The organism is Paenibacillus sp. TSM33 (genome assembly GCF_056099025.1).
Window position 1 is genome coordinate 1 of record NZ_JBLZXB010000078.1, and the last position, 254, is coordinate 254.

At 55.1% G+C, this 254-nt stretch carries 1 rRNA gene; it reads right to left on the bottom strand.

Going from position 1 to position 254, the window contains the following annotated elements:
- Window positions 1-254, bottom strand: a 23S ribosomal RNA gene (locus ACN6NF_RS25970); the annotation flags it as partial.

Here is a 254-nt window from a genome sequence, read left to right on the forward strand (position 1 = left end):
CCTTTCCATCACGGTACTGCTTCACTATCGGTCGCCAGGGAGTATTTAGCCTTGGCAGATGGTCCTGCCGGATTCATACGGGGTTTCACGTGCCCCGCACTACTCGGGATCCGTCTCGGAGGGAACAGGTTTTGAACTACTGGGCTTTTACCTTCTCTGGCGGGCCTTTCCAGACCTCTTCATCTAACCGGTTCCTTTGTAACTCCATGGGAGACGTCCCACAACCCCAAGGAGCAAGCTCCTTGGTTTGGGCT